The 7,510-nt window shown below is 52.3% G+C and carries 8 protein-coding genes; 5 read left to right on the top strand and 3 right to left on the bottom strand.

The annotated features are described in order from the left end of the window. The first annotated feature begins 261 nt into the window (after positions 1-261). Both BLW97_RS08335 and BLW97_RS08330 read left to right on the top strand, forming a co-directional pair. On the top strand, positions 262-1,806 hold the full coding sequence (locus BLW97_RS08335) for a type I restriction enzyme subunit R domain-containing protein (RefSeq protein WP_242947772.1): 1,545 nt from the start codon (positions 262-264) through the stop codon (positions 1,804-1,806). Positions 1,807-1,810: 4 nt separating this feature from the next. Next, positions 1,811-2,152, top strand: a complete 342-nt coding sequence (locus BLW97_RS08330) for a M48 metallopeptidase family protein (protein ID WP_075322921.1) — start codon at positions 1,811-1,813, stop codon at positions 2,150-2,152. A gap of 67 nt (positions 2,153-2,219) precedes the next feature. Here the strand turns inward: BLW97_RS08330 and BLW97_RS08325 are convergent, their stop codons facing one another. Both BLW97_RS08325 and BLW97_RS08320 read right to left on the bottom strand, forming a co-directional pair. Beyond that, positions 2,220-2,654, bottom strand: coding sequence for a TA system VapC family ribonuclease toxin (locus BLW97_RS08325; protein WP_031575198.1), 435 nt, complete (start codon positions 2,652-2,654; stop codon positions 2,220-2,222). Beyond that, a complete protein-coding gene (locus BLW97_RS08320; RefSeq protein ID WP_031575201.1) occupies positions 2,654-2,899 on the bottom strand; it encodes a hypothetical protein in 246 nt (81 codons plus the stop codon). The genes BLW97_RS08325 and BLW97_RS08320 overlap by 1 nt, the downstream gene beginning before the upstream one ends. A 286-nt stretch (positions 2,900-3,185) precedes the next feature. On the opposite strand from BLW97_RS08320, the gene BLW97_RS08315 reads away from it, so the two are divergent. From BLW97_RS08315 to BLW97_RS08305, 3 genes are all read left to right on the top strand, one after another. Next, complete coding sequence (locus tag BLW97_RS08315) at positions 3,186-4,289, top strand: AI-2E family transporter (RefSeq protein ID WP_158025146.1); 1,104 nt, start codon at positions 3,186-3,188, stop codon at positions 4,287-4,289. Between the two features lies 1 nt (position 4,290). Continuing rightward, on the top strand, positions 4,291-5,742 hold the full coding sequence (locus tag BLW97_RS08310) for an MDR family MFS transporter (RefSeq protein WP_075323629.1): 1,452 nt from the start codon (positions 4,291-4,293) through the stop codon (positions 5,740-5,742). Between the two features lie 72 nt (positions 5,743-5,814). Continuing rightward, positions 5,815-6,660 carry an EamA family transporter gene (locus tag BLW97_RS08305; protein ID WP_207650577.1) on the top strand — a complete coding sequence of 282 codons (846 nt, stop codon included), beginning with the start codon at positions 5,815-5,817 and terminating at the stop codon, positions 6,658-6,660. An 18-nt stretch (positions 6,661-6,678) separates the two neighbouring features. Here BLW97_RS08305 and BLW97_RS08300 read toward each other — a convergent pair whose 3' ends face one another. Next, positions 6,679-7,494: an outer membrane protein assembly factor BamD gene (locus tag BLW97_RS08300; protein ID WP_075322918.1), complete on the bottom strand. Its 816-nt coding sequence runs from the start codon at positions 7,492-7,494 to the stop codon at positions 6,679-6,681. Positions 7,495-7,510: the final 16 nt, after the last annotated feature.

The following is a 7,510-nucleotide window of genomic DNA, read 5'->3' as shown; positions in this document are numbered from 1 at the left end:
TTGTCCAGATGATACAGACGGCGCACTTTGGCTATGGTTTCCATGCAAATCACTCCAGTTTCCTCCCGGCAAATCCGGCAGGATATCAGGTGGTCAATTTACACGCTGTTTTCCACCCAATTCTGGCAACTTTTGCACGCTGTTTAACACAAGACCTTCGGCTGCGAGGACGACCAGGGCTACCTGCACAAGTATTCCATCGCCGACAGCATCGAGGACGGCACCACGCTGCCGCTGTACTACCAGCTCGCGCCCAACGAAATGCTGGTGCCGCATGAGACGCTGGACAAGGAGTTCCTGTCGCTGGCCGAAGCCGAGGGCGTGGCCGACATCGAGGAGCTGAACAAGATTCTTGAACGGGCGGTGCACCTGAAGAACTTCCTCAAGGGCAAGGAGCGGATTCAGCAGGTGGCGCAATTCGTCGCGGAACACTACCGCGAGAACGTCGAGCCGCTGGGCTACAAGGCTTTCCTGGTTGGCGTGGACCGCGAAGCCTGCGCGCATTACAAACACGCCCTCGACGCCGCGTTTAAGGAAATGGGCCTGCCGCCCGAGTATTCCGAGGTCGTTTATACCGGCAGCAACAACGATTCCAAGCTGCTGAAGGAATTCCACCTCGACCCGAAACGGGAGCGGCAGATCCGCAAGAGCTTCAGCAAGCTCGACCAGATGCCAAAGATTCTCATCGTCACCGAAAAGCTGCTCACCGGCTTCGATGCGCCAGTGCTCTACGCCATGTATCTCGACAAGCCGATGCGCGACCATACCCTTCTGCAAGCCATTGCGCGAGTGAATCGCCCCTACGAGAATGAGGCGCAGGAGATGGTGAAGCCGCATGGCTTCGTGCTGGATTTTGTTGGCATTTTCGACAAGCTCGAAAAGGCGCTGGCCTTCGACAGCGACGAGATCAACGCCATCGTCAAGGATCTGAAGCTGCTGAAGGTGCTGTTCAAGAACAAGATGGAGGCCGAGGCGCCGAAGTACCTCGGCCTGATCGAGCGCAACTTCAACGACAAGGACGTCGACACGCTGATCGAGCACTTCCGCGAGCCCGAGCGACGCAAGGAATTTTTCAAGGAATACAAGGAAATCGAGATGCTCTACGAGATCATCTCGCCCGACGCCTTCCTGCGCCCGTTCATTGCCGACTATGGCACGCTATCGGCGATTTATCAGGTCGTCCGCAAGGCCTACACCCGAACCGTGATGGTTGACCGTGAGTTTCAGGCCAAGACCAACCACCTGGTTCGGGATCAGGTCGGCAGTTATGGCGTGGGCGGTTTGGGCGAGATTGTCGCGATCAACGGTAATACCATCGAGCTGATCAAGAACAAGCAGGGCGGGGATGGCACCAAAGTCATCAACCTGATCAAAAGCATCGAAAAGCTGGCCGAGGAAAACAGCGATGACCCTTACCTTATCGCCATGGCGGAACGTGCAAGGGCAGTGCAGGAGAGCTTCGAGCAACGCCAAACCAGCACGGCCGAGGCCCTGGCCGAATTGCTGCGTGAAGTGGAAGGCAACGAAACGCGGAAGAAGGAACAGGCCGAGAAGTCTTTCGATGGCCTGACCTATTTTGTCTACCGCAGCCTGCTCGACGCGAAGGTTCAGAACGCCGAGACGGTCAGCCGGAAGATTCGCCACGCATTCACCGAGTTTCCGAACTGGAAGCGCAGCGAAAAAGCCCTTCGCGAACTCCGCAAAAAAGTGACCTTCGCCCTCTTCGCCGAAACGGAGGAACTGGACCGGGTGACGGCGATGGTGGATGAGCTGTTTACGCTGCTGGAAAAGGCGGATCGGATTTAGCGCAATGATGGCAATCGATCACAAAGGCCAGTTCAAGCAGCGCGTCCGCCACTGGGCCGACAAGCTGGACGTCAAGATTGTCTGGTTGGGTGTGCGGCCGATGCGGAACAAATGGGCCTCGTGTTCCACCGCAGGTCATTTGAATTTCAGCGACGAACTACCCGGCTTGAAACCCGAACTGTGGGACTACGTGATTGTTCACGAGCTGCTCCACTTCTCGGTTCCCAACCACGGAAAGCTATGGAAAAGCCTGATGCGCGCGCATTTGGGCGAATATGAGGTACAAGAGGGAGAGTTAAGGCGCATCGCGGGCAACCAAGCCCCGCAGCATACGCGCTTCGATTGAATTTCTATGGCATCTTCAAAATGCACAAATCTGCGCCCAAATTTTGCCCAAGTGAACATCTTTCAGTTCATCTGCCTGGAATCATGATGAGATGTTCCTCACGGGCGGAGTGCAAAACCTTATGCTGAATGCGCCGGTCGAAGGTTGCAAAACATCCATCATGGTCCACCGCGAGTGCGAGCAGATAGACATCAGTAATTTGGCGGTGACCGATTACCTTAGTCCAGTCCAGTGAATTGTTGTGGAGTAAGTCGAGACTGTCGGGCCAGAAAGCGTGAGACCGGGAATCGGTGGCATCGGTTAGCCGCCCGGCGATATCCGCAATAGGCAAAGCTCCAGGATAGCCGGGTTGTGAGAGGATGCGCAGGCAGCCGTTGACGGTAATCGGGCAGGTGGCCCAGCCATCACTCTGCTGTGCGAGCCAATGATGGGCAGCCCGGTGGTGGATGTGGGCGGCGTCGAGCAGAGCAATCAGTACATTGACGTCGAGCAGGGCGCGCATCAGAGGCCAGATTCATCGCGCAGCCGGTCGATAAGACTATCGGTGACGAGCCGGTTATTAGCTGGAATGGGGCGGAAGCCATTCACTACAGTGGTCTCTGGCGGCGTTGTGGATATGGGGAAATGGCCGGTAAACGCGACACGCAAAAGTCGGGATACTGCTGCACCTGCACTGATATGCTCACGCCGCGCCAGTTCACGTGCGGCTTCAAGCACATCGTCTTCGATATCCAGTGTAGTACGCATGAGACAGTCCTTCGTCGTGTTGGATGATATGATGTTTTGATGCTATATCATCGCCTCCGGAGTCGTCAATAATAATCATTTTGCGAACCTTGAAAATCCTCAAAAAAATGATGTGTGCTTCAGAAAACACTTCAGAGCGACACTGGCATCAATATCCCGGTTCAATGCGGTTACTTTCCCTCTGCCTTCTGGCGCTCGGCCGCACGCAATGTCGGCGCGGTTTTATGACGCTCCAAAATGCAGTTTCAGGCATAATGGAAAAGATATTTCAGACGAGGGCAGCATTTTGACGGATCGTACTCAATCCGTGCAGCGTTGGTTACCCATTTTACTGATTGCTGTTGCATTGATTTGGATATTGCAGGATTTTTGGTCAGCCTTGGCCTGGTCGGCGGTGCTTTCTGTGGTTTTCTGGCCTTTTGTGGCGCGCATACCGGGGCGATGGCGACCTTTGGGCGCATTGTTTTTTGCACTGACTGCGACCAGTTTGATTCTTTTGCCGCTGGCCTTTGTGATTTTAGAAATGCTGCGCGGTCTGCATTTGCTCGGGCCATGGATTTCTGGGGAAGAACTATCGCACTGGGCTTTACCCGCCTGGATGAGTCAGCATTTGCCGCTGATTTTACTGGATCCGTTGCGGCATTTGTGGCGCGTTGCTACGGGTTGGCTTGGCGCATTTTTACCAGGAATCAGTGCAAAAAGTGTCCTTTTGGCCCCGCATTTTACGGGATTGCAGGTTCTTAGTGGCTCGGATGCGTTGCTGGCGCATGGGCAAATGGTGCTGAATGTTCTTGGGGGTGCCGAAGATACGGCTTTTAATGCCAGTCTGGCGTTGCTGCTCCTGTTTTTCTTTCTGTTGCATGGCGAAACGTTGGCTCAGGGACTGGCCGAACGGGTGACCGGACTGGCTGGTGCTGAAGTGTGGAAAGTCGTTTCCCGTGGTCTCGATATTTTGCGAGGCACTTTCTGGAGTGTCGTGATTACCGGTTTGTTTGAAGCCCTGTTGTTTTGGGCCTTATATGCCGCCTGCGGAGTACCGCATGCCTTGATCTGGGGGACGGTATCCGGGGTGTTTTCCGTGATTCCCTTTGGTGCTTCGGCAGTATTTACCGGTGTGACCTTATGGGTCTGGTTGGCCGCATCTGAACCGCTGCTGGCCTTGGTGATATTTATTGCCGGTAACATTATTACCACCTTGGCAGATAATTTATTGAAACCGTTACTCATCGGTGGTCGTTCAAGAATGCCTTTCATGCTGATTTTTATGGGACTTATTGGGGGGCTTTCGGTGCTGGGTATTTTGGGCATTTTTGTGGGCCCGATGCTGATGGGCATGTTGATGGCCTGGTGGCAGGGGTGGAAGCGTGATGACGCAGAGCAATCGAGCTGATATGCAGGACATAAAACCAGACACTACCGATAACGAAAAGAATTTTCAGCTGGATTGGTCGGCGTGGCTGATGTTTGTAGCTATTCTGTCCTCCATTTTTCTCGCGGCGATGGATCAGACTGTTGTTTCGACCGCCTTGCCGACTATTGCTCGTGACCTGAATGGCTTGGCTAAATTGCCCTGGATTGTTACGGCTTATCTGCTGACCTCCACGGTCTGTTTGCCGGTGTATGGCAAACTCGGTGACTTGCTGGGCCGCAAATATTTGCTGCAATCCGCTGTATTATTATTTCTGGCTGGGTCAGCCCTTTCGGGATTGGCTCAAAATATTGATGAGCTCATCCTGTTTCGTGCCCTACAGGGTATTGGTGGTGGCGGTTTGCTGGTAACCGCCATTGCCTCTATTTCGGATTTTATTCCGGTAACCCAAAGAGGCCGCTATCAGGGGCTGGTCGGTGCTGCTTTTGGTTTGGCTACTTTAATTGGCCCTTTTCTGGGTGGGTTTATTGTGGAGACGTTGAGCTGGCGCTGGATTTTTTATATTAATGTGCCCATTGGCATATTTGCTTTGCTGGTTATTGGCACCGCCTTTCCCAAACCTCTACGTACGGCTGAATGGATTATGGATGTCTGGGGGACCGCTTTGCTGATTACGGGATTAAGTGCGCTGGTCTTATTTGCCAGCGTGGCAGGTCCGATATTGGCCTGGAATTCTCCCGAATTATGGTTGATTTTGGCGATAGGCTTGGGTAGTTTCGCCGGATTTTTCATCTTTGAAAAACACCATCCTCAACCATTGCTACCACTGTCTTTTTTTAACTTCAGGACGTTTACCCTGAGTGTCATCCTGTCTTTTTTTGTGGGCCTGGCCATGTTGGGTTCCATCAGTTTTTTACCCATCTATCTCCAGGATGTTCGCCATTTTTCACCCACCATGTCGGGACTCGAATTGTTATATCTTTTGGTCGGAATGTTGTCTATGTCCATTATGGCCGGGCGGCGGATCAGCCATAAACAGCGTTATCGGGAATTTCCCATTATCGGTGCGCTGCTGATCACGGTTTCTTTGGGTTGGCTTTCCAGGCTCGGTGAGCAGACCCCGATGTGGCATATCGACGCTGCCTTGGTGTTGTTGGGCCTTGGTCTTGGCATGACCATGCAGGTATTGGTGTTGTCCGCACAATTGGCGATTCCGCATAAAAATCTCGGAGTGGCTACTTCGACGGTTACCTTGTTTCGCTCCATGGGCGGAACCTTGGGAGTGGCTGCATTTGGTGCCGTTTTTTCTGGATTAATGGCCGGCGTTGCGTCATCTGCTGAACACGCTGCCATGATTGTTCAGACCTTGCGTACGGATTTTTTGATAGCTGCCAGTTTTAGTCTGGCGGCATTTGTCGGTGCCTGGTTTCTGGAAGATATGCAAATTCTTTTGAAAAAACGTCAGAATTCATAAAACGAAACCGATGATATTTCCAACGTATTTTATCGAATCAATAGTTCCTCTGATGCAATCAGGTTGGCTAATGTGATCCCCGCAATGGCCAGTGTCGCGGTAGTCGGTGGTGCTGCCATGCATGCCGCCTGGAATGTCGGGATTCGTGGTGGTCCGGATCGCCGCAGGGCAACAGCTATGCTCCTTTTGAGCGCGGGTGGCATTGGCGTGATGATGCTTCCTTTTCTGATGCCGCCAGCATCTGCTTCGTGGTGGCATTTGGGTATTTCCATGCTTTTGCATGTTTTGTATTTTAATCTGGTAGCCGAGACCTACCTGTTAGGTGAGGTCAGCCTGACTTATCCAGTAATGCGTGGTATGGCACCGGCGTTAGTGGCTATCATCGCTGTTTTCATATTTGGCCGCTACATGGACCAACTTGCTTGGGTTGGCCTGATGCTTATCAGTGGCGGTGTACTTTTACTCGCGCGCCGTAATGGCAAAAGCGGCGAATGGCATGCCATAGGCTTTGCTGTCTTAAATGCGCTGGTAATTGCTTTGTATACGATCAATGATGGCTTTGGGGTACGTTTGTCGCATTCACCCGTTGCTTATGCTCTCTGGACTTTTGTGTTGCCGGCAATACCCGCCGCGTTGATTTTGTTACGCGGTAAAGTAAGAGCGCTCTGGCAGAGCCATGATGCTCTTGCAGCATGGTTAAAAGGTGCAGGAGGAGCGGTTTTTTCGGTAGCCGCTTATACCCTGGCTTTGTGGGCAATGACGCAAGCACCTATCAGTGCAGTGGCCGCCCTGCGCGAAACCAGTCTGCTTTTCGGATTGATTTTTGCTTGGTGGTTTCTTGCCGAACAGCCCGGAATGCGCAGAATTGCAGGTGCTGTGATTATTTTGCTGGGCGCTGTCCTGATAGAAATCGGTTAAGTTGGACAGCACAGAGATTTATCCTGCAGAGACTTTACTGGCTTTGGGTGCCTGTTCCCAAAGTGAGCGCAGCCTTTTGGTGAATCGTCCCTGGGGATAGTTGGCATGTAATATGGCCGCTGTGGTCCGTGCTTGCTGGTTCAAATCCAAATGCAGGTAGGATTTAGTTAAATAATAGAGCGCTTCTTGACGAGCCGGGCTGAGTTGATAATCAGTGATGACCCTGCTGCAGCGATTGGCGGAAGCCACATAAGCATCGCGAATATAATAAAACTTGCAGATATTCAGATTACGCTGGCCGAGAATGTCGATAATTTTGGCAATGTGCAGTCGGGCACTGATTGCGTATGGTGTCTTGGGAAAGGTTTTGGCCAGATAGGTGAACGTGTTTAATGCTTCATAGTCGGGAGTAGGAGTATATTCCGGACCCTCAATGCCTTCATATTCGGCAAGAGCCTTCAGATAATAAGCATAAACAACATGTGGATTTGCGGGATGTGCCTTGATAAAAGCCGAGGCTGCTGCCGCTGCCGCTTTGGAATCGCCAGACCGGTAATAAGCGTAGGCAGTATCCAGTTGGGACTGCTCTGAATAGGGGCCGTAGGGATATTCTGTCTGCAAATTTTCAAATTGCCGGATGGCTCGATCGTAATCGCCCCGATGCAGAGCTTCCTGGGCCGGTCTGAACATTTGCGCAACGGGTGCTACGTGTATGTGCTCGCCCTTTTTATTAGGTGTGCTGGCGCAACCGGACAAAGACAAGGTCATCAGCGCAGAAATAAAAAGAAATGAAGATAACGTGGTTTTGTAAGTACGAATGGTAAGCGGCGGCATCTCTGGTTCACTATTA

The organism is Acidithiobacillus albertensis (assembly GCF_001931655.1).
Classification (GTDB): Bacteria; Pseudomonadota; Gammaproteobacteria; order Acidithiobacillales; family Acidithiobacillaceae; genus Acidithiobacillus; species Acidithiobacillus thiooxidans.
The sequence above is the reverse complement of the archived record's forward strand: the minus strand, read 5'-3'. Positions and strand labels throughout refer to the sequence as shown.